This is a genomic window from Actinoplanes sp. NBRC 101535 (genome assembly GCF_030269225.1).
GTDB classification, from domain to species: domain Bacteria; phylum Actinomycetota; class Actinomycetes; order Mycobacteriales; family Micromonosporaceae; genus Actinoplanes; species Actinoplanes rectilineatus.
This window is the reverse complement of the sequence record NZ_BSSY01000023.1, coordinates 81,415-104,426: the sequence shown is the minus strand read 5'-3', so window position 1 is coordinate 104,426 and position 23,012 is coordinate 81,415. Positions and strand designations below refer to the sequence as shown.

Sequence of the window (23,012 nt, the reverse complement as noted above, 5' to 3'; positions counted from 1 at the left end):
TGTCGGTGGGCACTGCTACCTTCGCGGGATCGTTCGACTGCGGCCCGAGGAGTTCCGTGACCATCAACGAACACCTGACGACGTTCGCCGGGCTTCCCGTCGTGTCGTGGGACACCGTGCCCGACGACCCGTCCTCGGTCGCCTGGCGGATCGACACCATGGGTGAGGACGAGGACCACTTCGCGAAGGCCCTGGCCGCGGTGATCGAGCGCACCGGTCCGGACGGTCCGGCAGCGATCGTCATCGGCGACTGGGACGGCGCCTTCGACGACGGTTTCGACGCCGAGCTGCTCACCGACCACGCCGACAAGCTCCGCGGGCTGCGGGCCCTGTTCGTCGGCGAGATGACCTTCGAGCAGTGTGAGATCTCCTGGATCAACCAGGGTGACATGACGCCGATCCTGGAGGCGTTCCCCGGCCTCGAGCATCTGTGGATCCGCGGCTCGCAGGGGCTCGAGTTCCCCACCATGCGCCACGAGGGCCTGCGGCACCTGGTCCTGCAGTCCGGCGGCCTGCCCGCCTCGGTGGTCCGCTCGATCAGCGCCTGCGACCTGCCCAACCTGGCCCACCTGGAGCTGTGGCTGGGCGTCGACAACTACGGCGGCGACGTCCGCGCCGACGACCTGTCGGTGATCCTGGCCGGCCGGGCGCTGCCGTCGCTGATCTCGCTGGCCCTGCGCAACGCGGAGATCGCCGACGAGGTCGCCGAGGCGGTGGCGTCCGCGCCGGTGGTCGCCCGGGTCACCGAGCTCGACCTGTCGATGGGTGCACTCGGCGACGACGGCGCCGCGGCGCTGCTGGCCGGGCAGCCGCTCACCCACCTGAGCCGTCTCGACCTGCACCACCACTTCATGTCCGAGGACATGACGAAACGCCTGGTCGACGAGCTCAAGGGGGTGCTGGTGGACGTCTCCGACCCCCAGCAGGAAGAGGAGTGGGGCCGCTACACCGAGGTGTCGGAATAAGTGCGACTCGCCGTCGTCGGCAACCCGGGCAACCGCCGGGTCGCCCTGTTCACCGCGGCCGTGGAACGTGCCGGCCTGCCCGCTCCCGAGGTCCATCCGTGGCGTGACGTGCTGCTCGCAGGCACGGTCCCCGGGCCGGAGAGCACCGTGCGGATCGACTCCCCCGGTGAGGACGCCGAGGTCGGCCGGCTGCTGCGCGAGCTGGGCAGCGGCGGTCCGGTCCGGGCGGCCGAGCACGGTGAGATCACCGGTTCGGCCGACGCGCACGCCGGGCTGGCGCGGGCGCTCGCCCGGATCGAGGCCGGCGGCGGGCATCTGCTCAACCGGCCGGAGGACATCCTGTGCATGAGTGACAAGCCGCGCTGCCATGCCCGGCTGGCCGCCGCCGGGGTGCCGGTGCCGGCCGCGCTGCCCGGCCCGATCCGCGACTACGCGTCGCTGCGGTCCGCGATGCACGACGCCGGCTGGAGCCGGGTGTTCGTGAAACCGTCGCACGGCTCGTCGGCGTCCGGGGTGGTCGCGCTGGCGGCGGCCGGTTCCCGGATCGCCGCCACCACCTCGGTCGAGCTGTCCGGCGGGCGATTGTTCAACAATCTTCGCGTACGCCGTTATGCCGCGGAGGCTGACGTGGCCGCGATCGTCGACGGCCTCGGACCCGACGGCCTGCACGTCGAGCGCTGGTTCCCCAAGGCCGGCCTCGGCGACCGGGTGCTCGACCTGCGGGTCGTGGTGATCGGCGGCGAGCCGGGACACGTGGTCGTCCGCACCAGCCGCTCCCCGATGACCAACCTTCATCTGGGCAACGCCCGCGGCGACGTGGCGGCGGTCCGGGCCGCGGCCGGCGAGGCGGCCTGGTCCGCGGCGATGCAGACCTGTGCCCGGGCGGCCGCCTGTTTCCCGGACACCCTGCAGGTCGGCGTCGACCTGATGTTCCGGGTCGGCTGGCGCGACCACGCGGTCGCCGAGGTCAACGCTTTCGGCGACCTGCTGCCGGGCGTGCTCGCCGACGGGCGGGACACCTACCAGGCCCAGGTGGAGGCGCTGTGCTCTCTCTCCCGGGGGCATCATGCGTGATCTGATCGGCAGCCACGACCTGCTCTTCGTCACCCTCGACACGCTGCGCTGGGACATCGCCGAGTCCTGCCTGGCCACGGGGCGCACCCCCACCCTGGCGTCGGTGCTGCCCGGCGGGGTCTGGCAACGGCGGCACAGTCCGGCCACGTTCACGTACGCCGCCCACCACGCGTTCTTCGCCGGTTTCCTGCCCACCCCGGTGCCACCCCGCCGTCACGAGCGGATGTTCGCCGCCCGGTTCGGCGGCAGCGAGACCAGCGGCCCGCACACGTTCGTGTTCGACGCCGCCCACCTGCCGGCCGGGCTGGCCGCCGAGGGCTACCACACCGTCTGCCTGGGCGGCGTCGGCTTCTTCAACACCGGGGCGCCACTGGGCCGGGTGCTGCCCGGCATGTTCGCCGAGGCGCACTGGGACCGCAGTTTCGGGGTGACCGATCCCGCCTGCGTCGACAACCAGCTCGACCGGCTCGAACAGATCATCGGCGGCCTGCCCCCGGAACGCCCGCTGTTCACGTTCCTCAACGTGGCCGCCATGCACCAGCCCAACAAGCACTACCTGCCCGGCGCGACCGAGGACTCCCTGGAGAGTCACGCCGCCGCCCTGGAGTACGTCGACGGTCGCCTCGGCCGTCTGTTCGCCCTGGCGGGTGGCCGTGGCCGCCCCTGCCAGGTGATCATCTGCTCGGACCACGGCACGCTCTACGGCGAGGACGGGTTCGTCGGTCACCGGGTCGCACACGACAACGTCTGGACAGTTCCCTATGCCGATTTCATCCTTGGATGACTCCCCCTACCAGGGCTACCTCTACGCGTACCCGCACAAGACCGCCTACCGCCGCCTGGAACCCCGCCCGCTGCTGAGCGACGTGTGGTCCGGCGAACGGCAGGACTCCCTGTTCGGCTACATCCACCTGCCGTTCTGCGAGATGCGTTGCGGCTTCTGCAACCTGTTCACCCGGGCCAACCCGCCGGACGAGCAGGTCCGGGCCTACCTCGGCCAGCTGCGCCGGGAAGCCCGGGAGGTCCGCGACAGCCTGCGCCCGGACGCCCGGTTCTCCCGGCTGGCGATCGGCGGCGGCACCCCCACCTACCTGACCGCCCCCGAACTGGAGGAACTGTTCGGCATCGCCGCCGACGCGTTCGGCGCCACCGGGGTGCCGATGTCCGTGGAGACCTCCCCGGCCACCGCCACCCCGGACCGTCTCGAGGTGCTCGCCGGACACGGGACGACCCGGGTCAGCATCGGCGTGCAGAGCTTCCTGGACGCCGAGGCCCACGCGGCCGGCCGGCCCCAACGGCTCGCCGAGGTGCTGGCCGCCCTGCAGGCGATCCGCGACGCCCGCATCCCGGTGCTCAACCTCGACCTGATCTACGGCATCGACGGCCAGACCCCGCAGACCTGGCAGCACTCGCTGGACGAGGCCCTGCGCTGGCACCCCGAGGAGATCTACCTCTACCCGCTGTACGTGCGGCCACTCACCGGACTCGGCCGCCGCGCGCACGCCCGCGCCGACTGGGACCGGCAGCGCCAGGAGCTCTACCGCCAGGCCGTCGGCGTCCTCGAGGACGCGGGCTACGTCCGGCATTCGATGCGCCAGTTCCGCCGGGCCGACGCGCCCGAACCGGACGGCCCGGACTACTGCTGCCAGGACGACGGCACCGTCGGGCTGGGGGCGGGCTCCCGGTCGTACACCGGCGGCCTGCACTACTCGTTCGACTACGCGGTCGCGGTGCCCGAGGTCCGCGCGGTGATCGACGACTACATCTCCCGGCCGTCCGGCGACTTCCGCCACGCCGAGTTCGGTTTCCACCTCGACGCCGTCGAACAACGCCGCCGCTGGCTGCTCAAGTCGCTGCTGCGCGCCGACGGCGTCGACGCGGTCGCCTACAAGGAACGGTTCGGCACCGCCCACGACGACGACTTCCCGCAACTCACCGAACTGGCCGACCGCGGCTGGCTGAGCGGAGACCGGACCACCCTGACCGCCGAGGGCCTGTCCCGCTCCGACGCGATCGGCCCGTGGCTGGTCTCCGGCGACGTCCGCGAAGCGATGGGAACCTACGTCCCCCGATGACCGACGACCTGTACATCCTCTACCGGGGACCACTCGCCAGCTGCAACTACGACTGTCCCTACTGCCCGTTCGCCAAACGGGTCGACCCGCCGGACCTGCTCCGGGCCGACAAGGCCGACCTGCTGCGCTTCGTCGACTGGGTGGAGCAGACCACCGACCGCAGACTGTCGGTGCTGTTCACGCCGTGGGGCGAGGGCCTGACCCGCAGCTGGTACCGCGACGCCATCGTCCGGCTGTCCCACCTCCCGCACGTCGCCCGCGTCGCGATCCAGACCAACCTGGCCGCCCGCACAGGCTGGCTCGCCGACGCGAACCCGCGGGTGGCGGCACTGTGGACCACGTACCATCCGGGCCAGGTCACCCCGGAACGCTTCCTGGAACGCTGCCGCAGCCTCGACGAGCTAGGAGTCCGCTACTCGGTCGGGGTCGTCGGCCTGCCCGAACACCACGCCGCGGCGGTGGCGTTGCGGGCTGCCCTGCCGCCCTCGGTCTACCTGTGGGTGAACGCCGCGGAGGGCCACATCTACACCGCGGACGAGGAACGCCTCTGGACAGCACTGGACCCGCGGTTCGGCGACAGCGTCCGGCCACATCTCTCCCTGGGCCGCGACTGCCACGCCGGGGAGACGGCCATCTCGGTGCTGGGCGACGGGACGGTCCGCCGCTGCCACTTCATCCAGACCCCGATCGGCAACCTCTACGACGGGTCGTGGCGTGCGGGTTTGCGGCCGCGGGCCTGCGGCAACGCCATCTGCGACTGTCACATCGGCTACGTGCATCTCAAGCCTCTGAAGCTCCGTGACGTGTACGCGGAAGGCCTGCTCGAGCGGATCCCCGCCCTGTGGCCCGTCGCGTAGCCGACCCTGGACACCTTCCACAGTCAGGGTCTGCGTGGTGATTTCGGGCGCCCAGCACGCCCAAAATCACCACACCCACAACAGCGTGGCGACTTCAGGCGCCCAGCACGCCCAAAATCACCACACCCACAACAGCGTGGCGACTTCAGGCGCCCAGCACGCCCAAAATCACCACACCCACAACAGCGTGGCGATTACGGGCGCCCAGCACGCCCGAAATCACCACGCGGACGGGCTTCGCACCCTGACTGACTCATTAGCTGTCTGGCCGCGGCCGTGGCGCTGTCCCCGGTCTCCGCAACTGTGGCGCCCTACTTGAATGGCCGGACGGAGTGCGATCAGAGTGGGCCGTGGGCCGTTCGGGTTCGTTCGGGATTCGCCGGGGAGCGCGTGTACTCCGCCAGACTGGTCCTGCCGTCGCCACACGGGGTTCGAGGTGGACGGTGGCGATCTCGTTAGCGGGGGAAACGAGGTCGCCGGGCCGGGTTCGCATCGATGCGAACCCGGCTTTCTCTTTTCGACCGTCCGGTGAGGCGCTCCCCCGGCCCGGGAATCGCTGCCCCGACGACGCCGGCCGTTCCCATGGTCTCGCCATCCGGATGGTCCGGTCATGCCGATGTGCTGGTCACCCGTTCCCGTCAGCCGGTCACTTCGACAGCGTTCGGATCCCGTCAGCCGGCCACTTCGACAGCGTTCGGATTCGGTCGGATTTCCATACTTCGATCCGGTGGTCTGTCACGGTGAGCGAGCCGCCGACTTCATGGTCGGCCGGCGCTGATCTCGTTCCGGAAGTGACGGGAACGGCCCGGTCATCGGGCTTCGTTCCGGCGCCTCCGGCCCGACCCAGACGGGGGCGTTCCATGAAGAACAAGTTCTTGCGCATGATGCTGGCGCTGGTGGTGGGCCTGCTCGGCTCCGCCGTGGTCGCACCGGCCGCACCGGCGTTGGCGCTCTGCTCCGGCAACGGCTGCTACAACCAGGACCCGTCGAGCACTGGCTGCTCGGCTTCCGGCAGCATCTGGGTGCAGATGGACGAGCCGCTGAGCCCCACCTTCCGCCTCGAGCTGCGGAAGTCGTCCGCCTGCAACGCCTTCTGGGGCCGCATCTGGAGCGCCGGGTCGATCTACACCGTCGGCTCCGAGTACAACGTCCTGGTAGAACGGCAGATCCTCTCCGGCGGCGTCTACCGGGCGCACAGTGCCACGTCGGTGACTGCCCCGCCCGGTTTCTCCGGCTACTACTGGACCGACATGGTCGGTAACAGCAACGACGACCGGGTCCGCGTCTGCTACGGCCTCAACCACCCCGACAAGGCCGACAACTGGTACGCCTGGTGCAGCAAGTGGATGGCCTGATCCACCGCTCCTGAAGCAGGCTTCCGTCAAGACCACTCGATCCCGGGAACACCTGGCCTCGGCGATGCCTGACCTGGGAAAGTCCAGGCCCGAGTAAACCGGTGGTCGGGAAGTAGACCGGCCTGAGGACCATCGCTCGGGAAGCAGGTCCGGCGCGCCCGTCACCGCTGATCGCGGGCCGGGCGCGCCGTCGCATCGGCTCAGGCCTGGACCAACCCCGACCTGAGCCGTGGCGGCTTCCCGCCGGTTCAGGTCAGCGGTCGGCCACGGACGGCTCAAGCATGACGATTCCGCCGCGATGGGGTCAGGTCTGGACCAGGGGGTGGTATTCCTCCTCGGTCAGGCCGAAGGTCCAGGCGACGCCGGCTCGGGCGGTGCGGGTGTCCGGCGGGACGCGGAGCCAGTAGACGCGGCTGGTGCCGTCGGGCTCCGGCGTCGAGTTGACCACCTCGACCATGACCAGGGGCTCGTCACCGGGCAAGTCCAGGTACCACAACGTGCCGGTCTCGTCGCTCCCCAACTGGCGGGCTCCGGCCTCCTGCAGGTAACGCTCGTAGCCGAAGTGCTCCAGCATCACCCGGCGGATCTCGGCGTTCTCCTCGGCCTGGATCCGGTCCAGGGTGAGGGTGGGCAGCTCGGCCGCCAGCTCCGGTGGGATCGGCATGCCCCGCCACGCCCACAGGCCGTAGCCGTCGGTGAACTCCATCGCGGCGCCCTCGCCCCGGTGCAGCCGGCCCACGTTGTCGCGGGCCAGCAGGGCCGGACGCTCACTGAGCACGGCCACCCGCTCGTGCGCCCACCACCAGCCGGCCTGCCGGGCCACCGCAGCCAGCCCCGCCAGCCCGGCACCGGACCCGTCCTGCGAAAGGCCCGACCCGGTCTCCAGAGATCCCGATCCGGCCTCCAGAGATTCTGACTCGGTCTCCAGAGATCCTGGCCCCGCCTCCGGGGATTCCGACCCGGCCTGCGGGGAGAGCCGTCCGGCCGCGTCGAAGGTGCCGAGCCACGCCCCGTCGAACTGGCCGTAGATCGCGTCGAGCAGACGGGACCGTACCGCCTTGCCGACGTCGGCCGGAAGCCCCGCGATGAGGTCCTCGCCGAGACGAAGGCGGAGACGGCCGGCGACCCGGTCCATCGCCAGACCCCACGAACGACGGCCCGCGGCGGACCCGAGCTGCGCCCAGCCCTCCGCGCCCAGCTCGGCGGCGGCAGCGGCACGGGCTGCGGCCCACGGCTCGGTGCGGACCTGACGGCGCACCGACGCTCCAGCGGTCTCGCCGGTCTGCCAGCCTTGACGGCGCAACTCCGCGACGACCTCACCGAACCACTCCGGCAAGGTCTCACCGTCAGCCGAGCCCGGGCCACTTGAAGAAGACAGAACACCCGAAGAAGACGAGACGCCTGGGGAAGAAGGGACGGAAACACCGTTCAGCACGGCGACCGCCACCGCCGCAGCGCGCGGCGATCCGAACCAGTAGATGCGCGTCGGCGGCTCCAGACCGGCCAGCCGGTAGGAAACGCGTACCCCCTCCTCGGCCGCCGCCCGGTCGGCCGGACCGGTCTCCAGCGCCGTGGCCAGCCACTGGTCCTCGACCGCGGCCGCCATCGCCTCCTGCTCATGGGTCAGCTGCATCGCCCGTTCCCCTCTCAGTCCGCGACCGGACGGAACGCGCCGGGGATGTACTCCCGCTGGCGGGTCACCCGGTAGTGCCCGGCCGGCAGCGAGATCGGCCCGTGTTCCTCATGGCTGACCCGGCCGTGCGACGGCACGTGGATGAACATCAGCTCAGGGTCGTCGACGTCGGCGAGCAGCCGCAGCCCGGGACCGCCGACCACGTGGGCGTGTCCGGTCGCCTCGCCTCGTGCCAGCACCATCCGCCCGCGCCTGTCCCGGGGAACCGGCGCGCAGGCGGGCACGCTCTCCTCGGGCACCGGAACGATCAGCACATCACCCTGCCGGTACATCCAACGGCCTCCCCGTCTGTCGACAACCTCGCCGAACCGTACCGGCGACCTACGACATTTCCGAGGGTGCCCTGGTGGGACGCGGGTTGCTACCGTGTCGCCCGTGCAGAACGACCACTGGCTGCTCTGGCCGATCAAGGCGATCGCGACGCTCGTCGTGCTGCCGTTCCGGTTGCTCGGCCTGTTGTTCCAGGGCCTCGAACACATCTGGGACCGCTGGCTCCGGCCGCCGCTGGCCTGGCTGACCTACTACCTGATCGTCGTCCCGGTCAGCCGGCTGTGGCGCTATCTGGTCGCGATCCCGGCCGCCTGGCTGTGGCGCTGGGTCCTCGGCCCGGTCGTCCACGTCGTCGCCCGCGCCCTGACGGCGATGGCAGAGGTGATCATCACCTACCTGCTGGAACCGCTGTGGCGATGGTTTCTCGGGCCGATCACCCGGGCGATCGTCTGGTTCCTCAAGCTGGGCTGGGACGGCACCACCTGGCTGTGGGAGACGTTGGTCGTCCCGGTGGGCAGGGCGATCGCCTGGCTGTGGAACGCCACGGTCGTCCCGGTGGCCCGCTGGTTGCACCGCGAGATCCTGCACCCGGTCGCGGAGGCGGTCCGGGCCGTCCTGACCGCGTTGGGCCTGCGCGCCTGACGATTCCTGAGATCATGTCCCGGTGACGAGCCGTACGTTCGGAATCCTGTCGCCGTTCGTGGGTGGCGACTACTACGGGGCGATCATCGAGGGTGTCAACGCCGCCGCGGTGGCCGGTGGCGACCGGGTGATGGCCGTGCAGACCCTGGATCCGGGCTCGCACAGTGCCGACCGCAGCGGGTTGCCGGCGTTCGCCCGCCCGGTCGCGCAGGGTCTGCTGTCCGGCCTGGTGGTGCTGCCCGGTGCTGTTCCGGAGAGCTATGCGGTGGAGGCCCGGCGGGCCGGCCTGCCGGTGGTGTTCGTCGCGCAGGAGGCGGTGGAGAGCGGTGCGTCGGCGGTGCTGGCGGACAACCGTTCCGGGGTACGCGCTGCCGTCGCCCACCTGATCGAGCACGGTCACGAGCGGATCGCGTTCGCCGGCTATCTGGCGCATTTCGATCTGCGGGAGCGGCACGAGGGGTACCGGGAGGGTCTGCTCGCGCACGGCATCACGCCCCGGGCCGACCTGCTCTTCGACACCGGCGACAACCACGAGTCGGGTGGCGCCGCGGTGGCGGACACGCTGATCCGGTCCGGGATGCCGGCGACCGCGATCGTGCTGGGCACCGACCGCAACGCGATCGGCCTGATCGACCGGATGACGGCGGCCGGGTACGACCTGCCCCGTGAGCTGGCCGTGGTGGGTTTCGACGACATCGCCGACGCGTCGTACCTGCGGCCGGCGTTGTCGAGTGTGCGGCAGCCGCTGGACCGGGTGGGCGCCGCCGTCTACGGCCTTCTGGACGAGCTGGTCGCCGATCCGGGGATGCCGGCCGAGGTGCGCCAGGTCGCCACCGAGTTCACGCCGCGGGAGTCGTGCGGCTGCCCGCATGCCGGGCCGGCCGTCTCCGAACCGCACACCCGGGCGCTGTTCGATCAGGTCCGGTACCTGCAGTCGACGCTGAACATCCAGTACGAGCTCGGCATCGCGCTGCTCGGCCGGCACACCTATGACCCGCGGGCTCTGGACTGGCTGGGTTCCACGCCGGCCCTGGCCGGTTGCCTCGGACTGTGGACGGCTGAAAACGATCACCTCGAGCTGGCCGGCGAATACCGGGTAACGGCCGGTGCCCCGTACGCCGAGATGAGCGTGACCGCGTTTCCCCCGCCGGAGTTGTTCGGGGTTGCCGACGGCGCCGACGGTGACGTGGTGTTCGTGGTGCCGGTGCGCAGCCCGGCCCGGGACTGGGGGATGCTCGCCGCGGTCGGCCGGATCCAGTCGACCACGCCGCCCGGCCGCGAGATGATGAACCACTCGGGGTCGTTGTTGACCAAGGCGCTGGACTACCAGGTGACCATGGCCGCCCTGCGTGAGCAGGAGGAACGCCTGCGCACCGCGGCGATGCGCGATCACCTGACCGGGCTGCCGAACCGTCTGTTGCTGGAGGACCGGCTGGCTCGGGCCGGGATGCGCGCCACCCGTGATCCGTCGTTCCGGTTCGCCGTGCTGCTGCTCGACCTGGATCGGTTCAAGGCGGTGAACGACACTCTCGGTCACGCCGCCGGTGACCTGCTGCTGATCGAGATGGCCCATCGCCTGACCAGCCGGTTGCGCCGTAGTGACACGGTGGCCCGGCTGGGCGGCGACGAGTTCGTGGTCCTGATCGACGGCTTGACCGATCCTGATAGCTACAAGACGGTGTGTGCCGCGCTCCAGGCCGCGGTCTGCGAGCCGATGGAGATCGACGGCCACACGGTCGAGGTGGGCGTCAGCATCGGCGTCGCCGTCTCCCAGCCGGGGGCGTCCGACCCCGATCGCATGCTGCGGGAGGCCGACGCCGCGATGTACCGCGCGAAGTCAGCGACCCGGGGTCACTGACCCGAGCCTCCCGGGGCTCACCTTGATCATGATGGCCTCCAGGCGCAGACTCCGACCGGTCGTGCCCGCGGTCTCGCCGTCGCAGCGCCACCCCTGCCAGCCGATGTTCTGCACGTGCGCGTTGTAGCAGACCGAGCCCCGGGACGCGGTGATCGTCAGCGCCTCCAGTCGCAGGCTCTGGCCGGTGGTCCCGGCGACCTCACCGTTGCAGCGCCGGCTCTGCCAGCCGACGTTTTGCACGTGCGCCTCGTAGCAGAGGGCGCCGACGCCACCGCCGGTGATCGTGATGGCTTCCAGTCGCAGGCTCTGGCCGGTGGTGCCGGCGACGCCGCCGTTGCACTGCCGGCCCTGCCAGCCGACGTTCTGCACGTGCGCCTCGTAGCAGACGTACCGGCCGGGAGGTGCGGGCTGGGCGCTTGCCGGCAGCGTACCGGCGCTGAGGGTGAGCGGCAGGACCGCCGCGACGAGACCGGCCAGACGACGTCCGTGTTGTTTCGACATCTGGCCAGTCTCGGCGTCACCGGCCGGTGCCGGGCTGTTTCGGCGGATCGTCACCCGGCCCGTGCTTGACCTGCAGGGTGTCCGGGAAGCAGGCGGCCGCCCGGGCACACGTCTCCATCGCGGCCGCTCACGCGTGCTCGCCGGCGGCGGCCCGGACCGCCGCCACGGCGCCGCGGGCGTTGCCCAGGTGCGGGTTGGTCATCGGGGACCGGCTGGTCCGGACCACCACGTGCCCGGGGTTACCGGCCCGCCCGGGCCGGCCCGCTTCATGACCTTGGTCAGGGCGTCGGTGAAGGATTGGTCATCGTATTCCGGGGCGTCGATCCGCCAGGCCACCGCCCGAGTCGGCGGGCCGCTCCTTCTTGCCGGCATTCCAGGGAACGACCGGTAGCCCGGCGAACGTCTCCAGGTGCTAACTGATGGTCACGGGACTCGGGCCGCAGTCGCATCTCGTCGAACGGTCCCGCGAAGGTGGCAGTGCCCACCGACACTTTCGCCGCCCGTGTGACCCCGGTCAGGCGGCCGGCTCCGCGGCCGGGCGGCGGACCGGGAACCCGTGGGCGCGGGCACCGACGACGATCACCAGCACCGGGATCAGGAGGATGCCGACGGTGGCGGGGAAGACCCCCGCGCCGAGGGACTCCAGCAGGACGCCGCCGATCACGCCGCCCGCGGCCATGGCGACGTTCCACAGGGTCACCAGCATGGCCTGGGCGGCATCGGCGGCTTTGCCACCGGCGTCGGCGACGGCGGTCTGCAGCAGGGTCGGTACGCCGCCCCAGCCCAGCCCCCACAGGACCGCGGCGGTGTAGACCAGCACGTCACTGGCGGCGAGCGTGGCGAGGACCGCGGCGGCGACACCGACGAGCAGGACACTCGCCACCGTGAGGACCCGCAGCTTGCGGTCGATCCAGGCGCCGGTGGCCACGATGCTGGCCAGGGAGGCGACACCGAAGGCCAGCAGGACGGCGTCGGCGGACCCGGCCATGCCGAGGTGGGCGAGGAACGTGGTGATGTAGGCGTACAGGATGGTGTGGGCCAGGACGAAGACCAGCGTGACGATCAGGACCGGGGTGACGCCCGGTACCCCGAGAGCGCGCAGCATGGGCGGCCGCTCACCGGCGGGGTGCCCGGGGAAGCCGGGGACCGACACCGCGATCCAGCCGAGAAGGACGACGGTGAGCAGCGTCATGGCGGTGAAGGCGGCCCGCCAGCCGAGGGCCTGGCCGAGGAAGGTGCCGGCCGGTACGCCCAGCGACAGGGCGACCGGGATGCCGGCCATCGCGACCGACACCGCCTTGCCCTGCAGGCGGGGCGGGACGAGACGGCGGGCGTATCCGGCGAGCAGGGCCCAGGCCAGGCCGGCGGCGACCCCCGCGGCGAAACGGGCGACCATCGTCGTGAGGTAGTCGGAGGAGATCGCGGTGACCGTGTTGGCGACGGAGAAGACCACCATCGCGGTCAGCAGGAGCCGCTTGCGGGGCCAGTTCGCGGTGAAGGCGGTCAGCGGGATCGCGGTGAGGGCGGTGCCGAGGGCGTAGATCGTGACGGACTGCCCGGCCAGGGACTCGCTGACCCCGAGGCTGCCGCTCATGCCCGGCAGCACGCCGGCGGGCAGCGTCTCGGTGAGACTGGTGATGAAGACCGCCGTGGCCAGCGCGAGTAGCGCGGACATCGGGAGCCGGTCGCCGGCCCGGGCCGGTACGGGTGACCCCACACTGAGGTCGGTGCTCTCGGTTGCCATGACCCGTATGCTGAAACCTTCACATCAGTGTGAAGGTCAAGCACTTCGACGTGAGGTGGATCACATGCGCATCGGTGAGCTCGCGGACCGGACCGGCACATCGCGACGCCTGCTGCGCTACTACGAGGAGCAGGGCCTCATTGTGTCGCAGCGATGCGCCAACGGCTACCGCTCGTACGACGACCGGTTCGCCGACCGGGTGCTGCAGATCCGCGGTCTCCTCGATGCGGGCCTGCCCACCCGGGTCATCAAACAGGTCCTGCCCTGCCTCGACAAGCCCCGCGCGATCGTCTTCTCGGACGCCACCCCGGAGATCATCGAGACGCTGAGTCAGGAGCTGGAACGCATGCAACGGCGCATCGACGCCCTGACCCGCAACCGCGACGCGGTCACCGAATACCTCGACGAGGTCCGCGCCCAGGCCCGCCCGGCGACCGAGGTCGCCGCCTGACTCGCGGAACGCGTTTACGCATTGAGACCCGCCATTCGTTAACGATTCGGTGAGGTTCTGTTTAAATGGGCCGCCGCGCTGGTGAAACGCCTGGCCCACCCCCGCCCCGGCCCACATTTTCCCTGGTCGGGGCACGACTTCTGGAAACATGCGACCACCCCTGGCCAATGACCTTGTAGAAGGTATTTTGCTCAAGGGAAACTCACCGTGGATCACATGATCACACACGGTACTGGGGGTGTGGGCGCATGACGGAATACGGCATCCCGGCCGGCCGGCGAACGACGACCACTGGCTGCTCTGGCCGATCAAGACGATCGCGACGCTCGGCGGACTGCCGTTGCGGCTACTCGGGCTGATCGCCGCCGGGCTGGCGCGGGTGTGGGAGCGGTACTTCAAGCCGCCGCCGGCCTGGCTGACCCGGTACCTGATCGTCATCCCGGTCACCTGGCTGTGGCGTCATCCGGTGGCGATCCCGGGAGCCCCGTGAGCTGGCCGTGGTGGGTTTCGACGACATCGCCGACGCGTCGTACCTGCGGCCGGCGTTGTCGAGTGTGCGGCAGCCGCTGGACCGGGTGGGCGCCGCCGTCTACGGCCTGCTGGACGAACTGGTCGCCGATCCGGGGATGCCGGCCGAGATGCGCCAGGTCGCCACCGAGTTCACGCCGCGGGAGTCATGCGGCTGCCCGCATGCCGGGCCGGCCGTCTCCGAACCGCACACCCGGGCGCTGTTCGATCAGGTCCGGCACCTGCAGTCGACGCTGAACATCCAGTACGAGCTCGGCATCGCGCTGCTCGGCCGGCACACCTATGACCCGCGGGCTCTGGACTGGCTGGGTTCCACGCCGGCCCTGGCGGGCTGCCTCGGACTGTGGACGACCGATAGCGATCAGCTGGAGCTTGCCGGCGAATACCGGGTGACGGCCTCGGACGCCGCGATGTATCGCGCCAAGACCGCCACCCGAGACAACTAAAAAAGCGACTGCCCGTACGCGCTTGACAACTTTCTGGAACCGATTCCAGACTGACCGGCGAACCGATCGATCGATGTCGAAAGATCAGGGAGTCGCCGTGCCGGTGACGATCAAGGATGTCGCGCGTCTGGCCGGGGTGTCACAGTCCTCGGTCTGCCGGGCGCTGGCCCACCCTGACCAGGTCAGACCGGAGACTCGGGAGCGTGTCGAGCGGGCCGCACGGGACCTCGACTACCACCCCAACCGGGCCGCCCGCAGTCTGATCACCGGCCGCACCGGGACCATCGGCGTGATCCTTCCGGACCTCGGGAACCCGTTCTTCCCGGATGTCGTCAAGTCGATCCAGACCCGGGCCCGCCGCGCCGAGCACGCGGTGCTGTTCAGCGATACCGACGAGGATCCGACCGTCGAGGCGCCGGTGATCGCCGCGATGGCGCGGCAGGTGGACGGCCTGCTGCTCTGCTCGCCACGGGCCGCCGACGAGGAGCTGCGCGCACTGGCCGGGCGCAAGCCGATGGTGGTGCTCAACCGGCGGATCACCCCGTTCCCGTCGGTGACCGCGGACAACGCCGACGGGATGCGCCAGGCGGCCGCCCATCTGCACGCGCTCGGGCACCGCCGGGTGGCGTACGTGGCCGGCCCGCGCGCCTCCTGGTCGAACCGGGACCGGCTGCGGGGCCTGCGGGCCGCGACCGCCACCCGGGACATGACCCTGATCGAGATCGGCAACGTGACGCCGACCGTGGACGGCGGCGCGGCCGCGGCCGATCTGGTGGCCGCCTCGCCGGCGACCGCGGTGCTCGCCTACAACGACCTGATCGCGCTCGGTCTGCGGCAACGGTTCCAGGCCCGGGGCATCGACGTGCCGGGCCGGATCAGCATCGTCGGCTTCGACGACATCCTGGTCGCCGCGCTGGTCGACCTGACCACGGTGGCCATCGCCAGGGAGCAGATCGGGCGCGTCGGAGTCGAACTTCTTTTAGCCGAAATGTCGAACAAAGCGGACAAGCCGCGAAAGACGACGGAAACCCAGCTCAGAGTACGCGCTTCCACCGGACCACCACCCCTCGTCTAGAGGAGAGCCGTCATGCGCAGAACAGCCGCCACCATCGCCGTCTTAACCCTCCTCACCGCCTGCAGCCCGCCCGAGAACGACGCCGCGAACACCAAGACCGACGGCCCCGTCCCCGACAAACCCGCCGCCGCGGTCACCCTCAACGTCCTGGACGTGGCCGGCAACCTCCAGCTGACCCAGGGCATGATCGATGACTTCGTGGCCAAGAACGGTGACGTGATCAGCAAGGTCACCTACACGAAGTCCACCGCGCCGGAACTCGTCGGCAAGATCAAGGCGCAGCAGGCCGCGAACCGGGTCGATCTGGATCTGGTGCTCACCGGCGTGGACGGCCTGGCCGCCGGCATCGATCAGGGGCTGTGGCTGCCGCTGCTGCCCACCCATGCCGCCCGCTTGACCGGCATGAACGCGTACTCCGAGGGCGCCGCCGCGATGCAGGAGCTGGCCGGCGGCAACGGCGTGACGGTCACCTACTACCCGTCCGGACCGCTGATCGAGTATCTCCCGGCGAAGGTCCCGGCCCCGCCGGCGAACGCGCAGGCCCTGCTCGACTTCGCCAAGGCCAACCCGGGCGCCGTGCAGTACGCCCGGCCGTCCAACTCCGGCCCCGGCCGCACGTTCCTGATGGGCCTGCCGTACCTGCTCGGCGACAGCGACCCGAAGGACCCGGTCGGCGGCTGGGAGAAGACCTGGGCGTACCTCAAGGAGCTCGACAGATACATCACCCTCTACCCCTCCAGCACCAGCGAGACGATGAAGAACCTGGCCAACGGGTCCGCGAAGATCATCGCGTCGACGACCGGCTGGGACATCAACCCGCGGGTGCTCGGCACCGTGCCGAAGGAGGCGAAGGTCGGCACCCTGGCGGGCTTCCACTGGGTCACCGACGCGCACTACGCGGTGATCCCGAAGGGCGTCCCGGTCGACAAGCAGGCCGCCGTGCTGTCGTTGCTGAGCTGGATGCTCACCCCGGAACAGCAGGCCAAGGCCTACGACAAGGGCTACTTCTACCCCGGCCCGGCGGTCAGGGACGTCCCGTTGTCGATGGCTCCGGCGGACAGCCAGCAGGCCATCACCGAGTTCGGCCGGCCCGAATACGATCAGCTGATCGCGGACAATCCGCTGGAGACGCCGCTCGACGCGAAGGCCCTGGTCGCCGCCTTCGACCGCTGGGACAGGGAGATCGGCGGCTCGAAGGTGTCGAAGTGACCGGCTTCGACCGCCTGCGCCTGGACGGCGTGACCCGGCGTTTCGCGGGCGCCGACGCCCTGGCCGACCTGACCCTGGAGATCCGCCGGGGCGAGTTCATCGCCCTGCTCGGCCCCTCCGGCTGCGGCAAGTCCACCGCGCTCAACTGCCTGGCCGGCCTGCTCCCGCTCAGCGGCGGCAGCATCTGGCGCGACGACACCCGACTCGACACGCTCCCCCCGGAGAAACGCGGGTTCGGGATGGTCTTTCAGAACTACGCGCTGTTCCCGCACATGTCCGTCCAGAAGAACATCTCTTTCGGACTCTCGATGCGGGGTGTGCCGCGCGCCGAGGCACGGCGCAGGACCACCGAGGCGATCCGTCTCGTGCACCTCGAGGAACACGCGCGCAAGCTTCCCGGTCAGCTCTCCGGGGGCCAGCAGCAGCGGGTGGCGATCGCGCGGGCGGTGGTGGTCGAGCCGTCGCTGGTGCTGATGGACGAGCCGCTCTCCAACCTCGACGCCAAACTGCGGCTGGAGATGCGCACCGAGATCCGCCGCCTGCACCAGAGCCTGGGCCTGACCACCGTCTACGTCACCCACGACCAGGAGGAGGCGTTGTCGCTGGCCGACCGGCTGGTGGTGCTGCGCGACGGCCGTGTCCAGCAGATCGGCACCCCCGAGGAGGTGCACACGCGCCCGGCCAACCGGCACGTCGCCGACTTCATCGGGTTCCGCAATCTGCTGCCGGGCCGTTTCTCCTCGGCCTACTTCCACACCGAGGGGGTACGCGTGAAAGGGACGCCCGTGGGCACCCTCGAGGACGGCGGGCCGGCCGTGGCGGCGATCCGTCCCGAGGACGTGACGCTCACCGGCGAGTTGGACGCCACCGTGGAGGTCGCCGAGTACCAGGGCCGGGAGATCGCCGCCGAGGTCCGCACCGACGACGGCCTGGTGCTGCACCTGCGCACCGACCGCCGGCTGGCACCCGGTGACAAGGTCAGAATCGGTCTGCCGGCCGACCGACTGCTCATCTTCCCGTCATGACCACCGTCGCGCTCAGTCACCGGCTCGCCGATCGGGGCATCGACCGGCAACTGCTGCTGCTCGTGCCGGCCACGGTCTTCGTGGTCGCACTGTTCATCTATCCGTTCGCGTACGGGATGTCGGTGTCCCTGCAACCGGCGCAGGGCGGGACGTTCGCCGCCTACCAGGCGTTCTTCACCGACGCGTACCAGCGCGACACCATCACCACGACGCTGGCGATCGCGCTGCCGGCCGCCCTGCTCAACGTGCTCGCCTCGGTGCCGATCGCCTACCGGATGCGCGGCCGGTTCCGCGGCAAGCGGCTGCTCACCACGATCCTGGTCGTGCCGATCACGCTGGGGACCGTACTGACCGCCGAGGGCCTGCTGAACTTCCTCGGGCCGGCCGGCTGGGTCAACCGACTGCTGACCACGATCGGCCTGATCGACACTCCCCTGCGGTTGACCAACAACTACACCGGGGTGTTCCTGTCCCTGGTGATCACCGGGTTCCCGTTCGCGTTCCTGCTGGTGCTCTCCTACCTGTCCGGTATCGACCCGAGCCTGGAACGGGCCGCGGCGACGCTCGGGGCCGGCTGGCGGCAGCGGTTCCTCCGGATCACCCTGCCGCTGCTCGCGCCGGGGCTGGCCACCACGTTCTGCCTGACGTTCGTGCTGGCGTTCAGCGTCTTCCCGTCGGCGATCCTGGTCGGCGACCCGTCCGGCAGCACCCGGGTCATCTCGATCGCCGCGTACGAGGCCGCCTACGTCCGCTACGACTACGCCGGAGCGTCCGCGGCCGCGATCATCATGGGCGCCGTCGAACTGCTGGTGATCAGCGTGGTGCTCGGACTGCGGGCCCTGCTCTACACCGGCTCGACCGCGGGAAGCAAAGGGTGAGACGTGCTGTAGTCGCCAGCCCGGCCGCCTGGCTGGTCTGGGGCACCGTGGCGATCTTCTTCGTCGGCCTGGCCGGGGTGATCGGCTCGGTGGTGGTCAACTCGGTCGGGTTGCGCTGGTTCGACTCGTGGCTGCCCGAGGCCTGGACCACCCAGTGGTACGCGCAGGCCTGGGACGAGTTCACCCTGCTGCCCGTCCTCACCGTGACCCTGGTCGTCTGTGCGCTGGTCACCGGCGTCTCGGTGCTGATCGGGGTGCCCGCCGCGTACGTGCTGGCCCGCCGTTCCTTCCCCGGCAGCCGCGCGCTCTACCTGCTGTTCCTGCTGCCGATCCTGATGCCGCCGATCACGTACGGGATCCCGCTGGCAACCGTCCTCTACAAGTACGGCCTGGCCGGTCACCTGTCCGGTGTGGTGCTGGCGAACCTGGTGCCGTCGGTACCGTTCGTCATCCTCACCATGACCCCGTTCATCGAGCAGATCGATCCCACGGTGGAGCGGGCCGCCCGGATGTGCGGGGCCGGAACCCGGCACGTCTTCACCCGGATCCTGGCGCCGCTGCTCGTACCCGGCATCCTCGCCGCCTCGATCCTGGTGGTGGTCCGCACCGTCGGCATGTTCGAGCTGACCTTCCTGACCGCCGGACCGGACTCGCAGACCCTGGTCGTGGCGCTCTTCTACTCGATGTCGGCGGCCGGGATCCGGGCTCAGCAGTCGGTCGACGCGATGGCGGTCATCTACTGCGTGATGATGCTGACCCTGCTGGTCGTCGCGCTGCGCTTCGTCAACCCCACCCAGCTGGTGGCCCGCGTCAAGGAGGACCCCGAATGAAGATCGCTGATGTCCGGGTGATCGTGACGTGTCCGGGACGGAACTTCGTCGCCCTGAAGATCGTCACCGAGGACGGGGTGAGCGGGGTCGGGGACGCCACGCTGAACGGCCGGGAGCTGGCCGTCGCCGCCTACCTGACCGAGCACGTGGTGCCGTTGCTGATCGGGCGGGACGCGTCCCGGATCGAGGACACCTGGCAGTTCCTCTACAAAGGCGCTTATTGGCGACGTGGGCCGGTGACGATGAGTGCCATCGCGGCTGTCGACACGGCTTTGTGGGATATCAAAGGAAAAGTCGCTGGTTTACCCCTTTATCAGCTCTTAGGAGGGCGCTCGCGATCCGGTGTGACTGTTTACGGTCACGCTAACGCCGTCGACGTAGAGACCGTTTTATCGGAGATTTCATCGTATGTTGCGCTCGGCTATCGCGCGGTTCGGGTGCAAACCGGCATTCCCGGTCTTTCCTCGACCTATGGCGTGTCCGACGACAAGATGTTCTACGAGCCCGCCGACGCGGCGCTGCCGACGGAGAACGTCTGGTCGACCGAGCACTACCTGCACCACGTACCCAAAGTGTTCGCCGAGGTTCGTAAGGAGTTCGGGCCGACGCTGAAGCTGCTCCACGACGTGCACCACCGGCTCACCCCGATCGAGGCGGCCCGGCTCGGCAAGTCGCTCGAACCGTACGCGCTGACCTGGATCGAGGATCCGGTGCCGGCCGAACTGCAGGAGGGCTTCCGCCTGATCCGGCAGCACACCACCACTCCCCTGGCGGTCGGCGAGGTCTTCAACACGATCTGGGACTGCCAGGAACTGATCACGTCGCAGCTGATCGACTACATCCGGACCACCGTCGTACACGCGGGCGGTATCACCCACCTGCGGCGCATCTTCGACCTGGCGGCGCTCCACCACGTGCGCAGCGGCTCGCACGGCGCCACCGACCTGTCCCCGGTGTGCATGGCGGCGGCCCTGCACGTGGACATCGCGATCCCCAACTTCGGCCTGCAGGAGTACATGCGGCACACGCCGGAGACCGATCTCGTCTTTCCGCACGGATACCGGTTCGAGCGCGGATATCTGCACCCGTCCGAGGAGCCCGGGCTGGGCGTGGACATCGACGAGGAACTGGCGGCACGCTACCCGTACAGTCCGGCGCAGTTGCCGGTGAACCGCCTGGAGGACGGGACCATGCACAGCTGGTGACCGGTCGATAGTGTTCCTCCCGTGATGCCCCTGCTCGTGACCACGCTGTTGACTCTTCCCACGGTGGCCCTTCCCACCGGGGCGCCGCAGCCGGTGTGCCGCGTCGACGACGACCGGCTGCGGGAGATCTCCGGGATGGTCGCCACGAGCAGCGGGTACATCCTGGTCAACGACGGCGCCGACGACCCGGCCGCCCGCCGGATCTTCTACCTGTCGAAGAAGTGCAAGGTCACCAAGACGGTCGCCTACCCGTCCCGCCCGCGCGACACCGAGGACATGGCCCTCGCCGCCGACGGCACCCTGTGGGTGGGCGACATCGGCGACAACGGCAAGAACCGCGAGACGATCGCCGTGTGGCGGCTGGCTCCGGGCGCCAAGAGCCCGAAACTGTTCCGGCTGACCTACCCGGACGGCCCGCACGACGCCGAAGCCATGATCGCGCTGCCCGACGGCACCCCGGTGGTGATCACCAAGGACGCCGGGCGGGCCGGGCTGTACCGTCCGGACGGCAAGCTGAGCGCCACGAGGAGCACCCCGATGCGGCACGTCGGCGACTTCGACGTTCCGGGCACCACCACCGCCAACCCGTACTCGTTCGTCGGCCGGCTGGTCGTCACCGGCGCCGCCACCAGCGCGGACGGCCGCCGGGTGGTGATTCGCACCTACGCCGACGCGTTCGAGTTCGACGTCCCGGACGGCGACCCGATCCGCGCGATCACCTCGGACACGCCGCGCGAGATCCCGCTGCCGGACGAGCCGCAGGGCGAGTCGGTAGCCTACTCCCCCGACGGCGAGTCCCTGCTCACCATCTCGGAGAGCCAGGAGGGCGCACCGAGCGACCTGCTCGCCTACCCCCTCCCCGCGAGCGACTCCGCGTCCCCGTCGCCCTCCGCGGGCGTGGCCGCCGCATCGCCGACGGCCGGGAAAGCCGCCCCGCAGGCGACCACCGCGACCTCGACGACCGGGGTTCCGGCGGGTGCGCTGGTCGCCGGTGGAGTGCTGCTCGCCGCGGCGGCGCTGCTGGGCACGGCGGTCAGCCGTCGACGGCGGTCGGGGTCCAGCCCACGCGAGGGGCAATGAGGGTCGCCGCGTCGGCGACGGTCTTATCCTACGGACCGCATAGGATATACCCGTGAGCTTTCACATCCGGTCGGTGACCTGGGACGACCCGGACGGCATGGCGTTGCGCGAGGCCATGCGGGCCGAGATGCGCGAACGCTACTTCGACCGCCCGGCGATGGTGGTGACCAGCGAGAACATGCTCTGGATCGGCGTGGCCACCACCCCGGACGGCACCCCCGTGGGACATGCCGCGCTGCGCCGCCACGGGCCCGACGTCGAGATCAAGCGGATGTACGTGACGCCGGCGTGGCGTGGTCGCGGCGTGGCCTCGGCCCTGCTCGATGCGATCGAGTCGACGGCGGTCTCGTTGGGAGCGCCGCGGATCATCCTGCACACCGGGGATCGTCAGCCCGACGCGATCGCCCGCTATGTGAAACACGGGTACACGCCGATTCCGGTATACGAGCCCTACACCGATCACGTGGGCGCCAACTGTTTCGCGAAGCCGCTGGATTGACCGGCGATCTCAGCCCGGCGGTGGCGGCACGGGCCGGACCACCGGGGAGATCGCGATCAGTCACGGGACTTCGGTAGGTCGTACCCTATCCGGGGTTTCTGACGTCATGGGTGCGCAGGTGGCCGCACATGCCGGAACGCACCTCCGAGCTCTGCGGGGCCGAGCGGAGCGAGGATCGGCGCAGGTGGGAGCCGTCGCCGGCGCCCAAGGCGGTGAGGATCGACGCGGTCCGCGCGGCGTCCACCTCGGCCGTCTCCGACCAGAGGGTGTGCCAGTCCGCGACACGCGGGCGGACCAGGGCCACCGCGTGGTCGTAGAACTCCTCCAGCAACGCCGGGTCGGACAGCAGCCGGCGGAAACCCCGCACCGCCAGTTCGCGGCGCTCCGGGACGGGCAGCGCGACAGCCTCGCGGTACCGATCAGGATCGGTCACGACGTCGGGCGGGAAGGTCATCACGGCGTCGCCCGCCTCCGGGAGACCCGCATTCGACATGATCACCAGGACCTGCAGGTCACCGTGGTTGACGGCCCGGTGGATCACACCCGGGCTGAACCAGATCAGGTCGCCCGCCCGCAACGGGGACTGGCGCAGTCCGGCGGTGTCGAGCGTGTGCAGTTCGCCGGAACCGCCGATCACCGCGTACGCCTCGGTGGACGCCAGATGCAGGTGCGGGGTGCCGCCGGCCAGGCCGTCCGCGGCGCAGACGCCGTCGTAGACGGAGAGCCTGGTCACCGAGGTCCCACCCGGGAAG

The 23,012-nt window shown here is 70.2% G+C and carries 24 protein-coding genes; 19 read left to right on the top strand and 5 right to left on the bottom strand.

The genetic code is table 11. From position 1 onward, the window contains the following. Nucleotides 1-56: 56 nt before the first annotated feature. The 6 genes from QSK32_RS39955 to QSK32_RS39930 all read left to right on the top strand — a co-directional run bounded on the left by QSK32_RS39955 (nucleotide 57) and on the right by QSK32_RS39930 (nucleotide 6,326). Nucleotides 57-965 (top strand): STM4015 family protein, encoded by a 909-nt coding sequence (locus QSK32_RS39955; RefSeq protein WP_285474859.1) that lies wholly within the window; start codon nucleotides 57-59, stop codon nucleotides 963-965. Continuing rightward, the gene (locus QSK32_RS39950) at nucleotides 966-2,039 is read left to right on the top strand and encodes an STM4014 family protein (protein WP_045748088.1); all 1,074 of its coding nucleotides are present in this window, start codon (nucleotides 966-968) and stop codon (nucleotides 2,037-2,039) included. It begins immediately after the preceding gene. Further along, a complete protein-coding gene (locus QSK32_RS39945; RefSeq protein ID WP_285474858.1) occupies nucleotides 2,032-2,823 on the top strand; it encodes an STM4013/SEN3800 family hydrolase in 792 nt (263 codons plus the stop codon). Before QSK32_RS39950 ends, QSK32_RS39945 begins: the two co-directional genes overlap by 8 nt. Then, nucleotides 2,816-4,114, top strand: coding sequence for an STM4012 family radical SAM protein (locus tag QSK32_RS39940; RefSeq protein ID WP_285474857.1), 1,299 nt, complete (start codon nucleotides 2,816-2,818; stop codon nucleotides 4,112-4,114). The genes QSK32_RS39945 and QSK32_RS39940 overlap by 8 nt, the downstream gene beginning before the upstream one ends. After that, on the top strand, nucleotides 4,111-4,971 hold the full coding sequence (locus QSK32_RS39935; protein WP_285474856.1) for an STM4011 family radical SAM protein: 861 nt from the start codon (nucleotides 4,111-4,113) through the stop codon (nucleotides 4,969-4,971). Before QSK32_RS39940 ends, QSK32_RS39935 begins: the two co-directional genes overlap by 4 nt. An 860-nt stretch (nucleotides 4,972-5,831) precedes the next feature. Next, on the top strand, nucleotides 5,832-6,326 hold the full coding sequence (locus tag QSK32_RS39930) for a DUF2690 domain-containing protein (protein WP_045748503.1): 495 nt from the start codon (nucleotides 5,832-5,834) through the stop codon (nucleotides 6,324-6,326). A 304-nt stretch (nucleotides 6,327-6,630) separates the two neighbouring features. Here the strand turns inward: QSK32_RS39930 and QSK32_RS39925 are convergent, their stop codons facing one another. After that, entirely contained in the window at nucleotides 6,631-7,959 is a 1,329-nt protein-coding gene (locus QSK32_RS39925) for a DUF6745 domain-containing protein (RefSeq protein ID WP_285474855.1), read from the bottom strand. Between the two features lie 14 nt (nucleotides 7,960-7,973). Continuing rightward, nucleotides 7,974-8,291 (bottom strand): DUF8820 family protein, encoded by a 318-nt coding sequence (locus QSK32_RS39920; protein ID WP_045748504.1) that lies wholly within the window; start codon nucleotides 8,289-8,291, stop codon nucleotides 7,974-7,976. Nucleotides 8,292-8,394: 103 nt separating this feature from the next. On the opposite strand from QSK32_RS39920, the gene QSK32_RS39915 reads away from it, so the two are divergent. Both QSK32_RS39915 and QSK32_RS39910 read left to right on the top strand, forming a co-directional pair. Next, entirely contained in the window at nucleotides 8,395-8,931 is a 537-nt protein-coding gene (locus QSK32_RS39915) for a hypothetical protein (RefSeq protein ID WP_285474854.1), read from the top strand. 22 nt (nucleotides 8,932-8,953) lie between these two features. Beyond that, a complete protein-coding gene (locus tag QSK32_RS39910; RefSeq protein ID WP_285474853.1) occupies nucleotides 8,954-10,789 on the top strand; it encodes a substrate-binding and GGDEF domain-containing protein in 1,836 nt (611 codons plus the stop codon). Here QSK32_RS39910 and QSK32_RS39905 read toward each other — a convergent pair. Continuing rightward, entirely contained in the window at nucleotides 10,769-11,290 is a 522-nt protein-coding gene (locus QSK32_RS39905) for a hypothetical protein (RefSeq protein ID WP_211275662.1), read from the bottom strand. The genes QSK32_RS39910 and QSK32_RS39905 overlap by 21 nt on opposite strands. A 514-nt stretch (nucleotides 11,291-11,804) precedes the next feature. Further along, nucleotides 11,805-13,034 carry an MFS transporter gene (locus tag QSK32_RS39900; protein ID WP_045748512.1) on the bottom strand — a complete coding sequence of 410 codons (1,230 nt, stop codon included), beginning with the start codon at nucleotides 13,032-13,034 and terminating at the stop codon, nucleotides 11,805-11,807. A gap of 64 nt (nucleotides 13,035-13,098) precedes the next feature. Between QSK32_RS39900 and QSK32_RS39895 the strand changes: the two genes are divergently transcribed. The 11 genes from QSK32_RS39895 to QSK32_RS39845 all read left to right on the top strand — a co-directional run bounded on the left by QSK32_RS39895 (nucleotide 13,099) and on the right by QSK32_RS39845 (nucleotide 22,260). Further along, nucleotides 13,099-13,485 (top strand): MerR family transcriptional regulator, encoded by a 387-nt coding sequence (locus tag QSK32_RS39895; RefSeq protein WP_045748513.1) that lies wholly within the window; start codon nucleotides 13,099-13,101, stop codon nucleotides 13,483-13,485. A gap of 238 nt (nucleotides 13,486-13,723) precedes the next feature. Next, on the top strand, nucleotides 13,724-13,975 hold the full coding sequence (locus QSK32_RS39890; protein WP_285474852.1) for a hypothetical protein: 252 nt from the start codon (nucleotides 13,724-13,726) through the stop codon (nucleotides 13,973-13,975). A 10-nt stretch (nucleotides 13,976-13,985) separates the two neighbouring features. Next, entirely contained in the window at nucleotides 13,986-14,459 is a 474-nt protein-coding gene (locus tag QSK32_RS39885; RefSeq protein ID WP_285474851.1) for a substrate-binding domain-containing protein, read from the top strand. A 103-nt stretch (nucleotides 14,460-14,562) separates the two neighbouring features. Beyond that, nucleotides 14,563-15,534, top strand: coding sequence for a LacI family DNA-binding transcriptional regulator (locus tag QSK32_RS39880; RefSeq protein ID WP_245674127.1), 972 nt, complete (start codon nucleotides 14,563-14,565; stop codon nucleotides 15,532-15,534). A 12-nt stretch (nucleotides 15,535-15,546) separates the two neighbouring features. After that, a complete protein-coding gene (locus QSK32_RS39875) occupies nucleotides 15,547-16,743 on the top strand; it encodes an extracellular solute-binding protein (protein ID WP_285474850.1) in 1,197 nt (398 codons plus the stop codon). Continuing rightward, on the top strand, nucleotides 16,740-17,768 hold the full coding sequence (locus QSK32_RS39870; protein WP_285474849.1) for an ABC transporter ATP-binding protein: 1,029 nt from the start codon (nucleotides 16,740-16,742) through the stop codon (nucleotides 17,766-17,768). The genes QSK32_RS39875 and QSK32_RS39870 overlap by 4 nt, the downstream gene beginning before the upstream one ends. Next, nucleotides 17,765-18,646 carry an ABC transporter permease gene (locus QSK32_RS39865; RefSeq protein WP_285474848.1) on the top strand — a complete coding sequence of 294 codons (882 nt, stop codon included), beginning with the start codon at nucleotides 17,765-17,767 and terminating at the stop codon, nucleotides 18,644-18,646. The genes QSK32_RS39870 and QSK32_RS39865 overlap by 4 nt, the downstream gene beginning before the upstream one ends. Beyond that, nucleotides 18,643-19,476, top strand: a complete 834-nt coding sequence (locus QSK32_RS39860) for an ABC transporter permease (RefSeq protein WP_285474847.1) — start codon at nucleotides 18,643-18,645, stop codon at nucleotides 19,474-19,476. Before QSK32_RS39865 ends, QSK32_RS39860 begins: the two co-directional genes overlap by 4 nt. Further along, the gene (gene manD / locus QSK32_RS39855) at nucleotides 19,473-20,681 is read left to right on the top strand and encodes a D-mannonate dehydratase ManD (protein ID WP_285474846.1); all 1,209 of its coding nucleotides are present in this window, start codon (nucleotides 19,473-19,475) and stop codon (nucleotides 20,679-20,681) included. Before QSK32_RS39860 ends, manD begins: the two co-directional genes overlap by 4 nt. Nucleotides 20,682-20,705: 24 nt before the next feature. After that, nucleotides 20,706-21,761, top strand: a complete 1,056-nt coding sequence (locus tag QSK32_RS39850; protein WP_285474884.1) for an NHL repeat-containing protein — start codon at nucleotides 20,706-20,708, stop codon at nucleotides 21,759-21,761. 52 nt (nucleotides 21,762-21,813) lie between these two features. After that, nucleotides 21,814-22,260, top strand: coding sequence for a GNAT family N-acetyltransferase (locus tag QSK32_RS39845; protein ID WP_285474845.1), 447 nt, complete (start codon nucleotides 21,814-21,816; stop codon nucleotides 22,258-22,260). A gap of 85 nt (nucleotides 22,261-22,345) precedes the next feature. On the opposite strand, the gene QSK32_RS39840 is transcribed toward QSK32_RS39845, so the two are convergent. Further along, nucleotides 22,346-22,993, bottom strand: coding sequence for a cupin domain-containing protein (locus tag QSK32_RS39840; protein WP_211275467.1), 648 nt, complete (start codon nucleotides 22,991-22,993; stop codon nucleotides 22,346-22,348). Nucleotides 22,994-23,012: the final 19 nt, after the last annotated feature.

Coding starts and splice junctions, on each gene's coding strand:
- QSK32_RS39945 (WP_285474858.1), top strand. CDS start 2,032: ATGCGTGATCTGATCGGCAGCCACGACCTGCTCTTCGTCACCCTCGAC.
- QSK32_RS39935 (WP_285474856.1), top strand. CDS start 4,111: ATGACCGACGACCTGTACATCCTCTACCGGGGACCACTCGCCAGCTGC.
- QSK32_RS39930 (WP_045748503.1), top strand. CDS start 5,832: ATGAAGAACAAGTTCTTGCGCATGATGCTGGCGCTGGTGGTGGGCCTG.
- QSK32_RS39925 (WP_285474855.1), bottom strand. CDS start 7,959: ATGCAGCTGACCCATGAGCAGGAGGCGATGGCGGCCGCGGTCGAGGAC.
- QSK32_RS39920 (WP_045748504.1), bottom strand. CDS start 8,291: ATGTACCGGCAGGGTGATGTGCTGATCGTTCCGGTGCCCGAGGAGAGC.
- QSK32_RS39905 (WP_211275662.1), bottom strand. CDS start 11,290: ATGTCGAAACAACACGGACGTCGTCTGGCCGGTCTCGTCGCGGCGGTC.
- QSK32_RS39900 (WP_045748512.1), bottom strand. CDS start 13,034: ATGGCAACCGAGAGCACCGACCTCAGTGTGGGGTCACCCGTACCGGCC.
- QSK32_RS39895 (WP_045748513.1), top strand. CDS start 13,099: ATGCGCATCGGTGAGCTCGCGGACCGGACCGGCACATCGCGACGCCTG.
- QSK32_RS39875 (WP_285474850.1), top strand. CDS start 15,547: ATGCGCAGAACAGCCGCCACCATCGCCGTCTTAACCCTCCTCACCGCC.
- QSK32_RS39865 (WP_285474848.1), top strand. CDS start 17,765: ATGACCACCGTCGCGCTCAGTCACCGGCTCGCCGATCGGGGCATCGAC.
- manD (WP_285474846.1), top strand. CDS start 19,473: ATGAAGATCGCTGATGTCCGGGTGATCGTGACGTGTCCGGGACGGAAC.
- QSK32_RS39850 (WP_285474884.1), top strand. CDS start 20,706: ATGCCCCTGCTCGTGACCACGCTGTTGACTCTTCCCACGGTGGCCCTT.